At 65.4% G+C, this 1,170-nt stretch carries 2 protein-coding genes; one reads left to right on the forward strand and one right to left on the reverse strand.

Features of this window, described 5'->3' with window-relative positions; all coding sequences use genetic code 11:
* Positions 1–57: 57 nt before the first annotated feature.
* On the reverse strand, positions 58–309 hold the full coding sequence (locus HMPREF3115_RS25165) for an accessory factor UbiK family protein (protein ID WP_006398174.1): 252 nt from the start codon (positions 307–309) through the stop codon (positions 58–60).
* 353 nt (positions 310–662) lie between these two features.
* Here HMPREF3115_RS25165 and HMPREF3115_RS25170 point away from each other — a divergent pair, with 353 nt between their 5' ends.
* Positions 663–1,001 (forward strand): P-II family nitrogen regulator, encoded by a 339-nt coding sequence (locus tag HMPREF3115_RS25170; protein WP_006398175.1) that lies wholly within the window; start codon positions 663–665, stop codon positions 999–1,001.
* Positions 1,002–1,170 lie beyond the last annotated feature (169 nt).

A 1,170-nucleotide genomic window follows, 5' to 3' on the forward strand; every position in this document is an offset into this window, starting at 1 on the left:
GGGGGGGGGAGCCGCAGCGTGCGGCCCGCGCCCGGACCTGTCGGTCGGGGTGGGGTGTCAGGCCTGGGACGCGGCGAGCTTCTGCTCGAGTTCCGCGACGCGCTTTTCGAGCTCCTCGAGACGCACGCGGGTGCGGGCGAGCACCTGGGCCTGCGTGTCGAATTCTTCGCGCGTGACGAGATCGAGCTTCGAGAAGCCTTGCGACAGCATGGCCTTCACGTTGCGCTCGACGTCCTTGGCCGGCGAGTTTTTCAGCAGGTCGCTGACGCGCGACTGCAGATCGTTGAAAACGTCGCTGGGTTGCTTCATGTGATTCCCCTTCCTTGCACAAAAAATGTGCATCTTCAGTTGCGTACGTGCCCATGATGCACGCATGACCGGAATTGGTGCGCCGGTGGCGCGGATTCCGGGCATGGCGCCCGCATGGGTGAAAGCTCCGGCGAGCCGGAACGTGCCTGCACTCTAGCAACGATCCTTTCACGGCGCCAGCAAAGCCGGCCGATGTTGGCCGTTCGGCCGGGCTTTGCGCACCTTTCGCCGTCCGCTACGACCCTCCAGCGACGCCGCATGCGGCGGCGTTCGCGTGCACATGGCATGCGAGTTGCTGAGGAGAACGCGCCAAGCATCCAAATCATTCGACGGGAAACCAGCGAGAGGACTTCATGAAACTCATTACCGCAATCATCAAGCCGTTCAAGCTCGATGAGACGCGCGAGGCGCTGTCGGCCCTCGGCGTCTCGGGCATCACGGTGACCGAGGTCAAGGGGTTCGGGCGCCAGAAGGGGCACACCGAGCTGTATCGCGGCGCCGAATACGTGGTCGATTTTCTGCCGAAGATGAAGATCGAGGCGGCCGTGTCCGACGATCTGGTCGACCAGGCCGTCGAGGCGATCGAGCGCGCGGCGCGCACCGGCAAGATCGGCGACGGGAAGATCTTCGTCACGCCGATCGAGCAGGTGATCCGGATTCGGACCGGGGAGACGGGCGCCGACGCGCTGTAACAAACAAGACGAGCGACAAGAGGAAACCTAAGATGCGCAAAGTTCTGATGTCCCTGCTGATGGCCGGCTCGCTGATCGCGGCCGGTGTCGGCCCCGCGCTCGCGGACGACGCGGCGTCCGCTGCGGGTGCGTCCGCGCCCGCCGCCTCGGCGCCCGATGCGTCGGCTGC

The organism is Burkholderia sp. HMSC10F09 (genome assembly GCF_001806955.1).
In the GTDB taxonomy this organism is placed as follows: Bacteria; Pseudomonadota; Gammaproteobacteria; order Burkholderiales; family Burkholderiaceae; genus Burkholderia; species Burkholderia multivorans.

Coding starts and splice junctions, on each gene's coding strand:
- HMPREF3115_RS25165 (WP_006398174.1), bottom strand. CDS start 309: ATGAAGCAACCCAGCGACGTTTTCAACGATCTGCAGTCGCGCGTCAGC.
- HMPREF3115_RS25170 (WP_006398175.1), top strand. CDS start 663: ATGAAACTCATTACCGCAATCATCAAGCCGTTCAAGCTCGATGAGACG.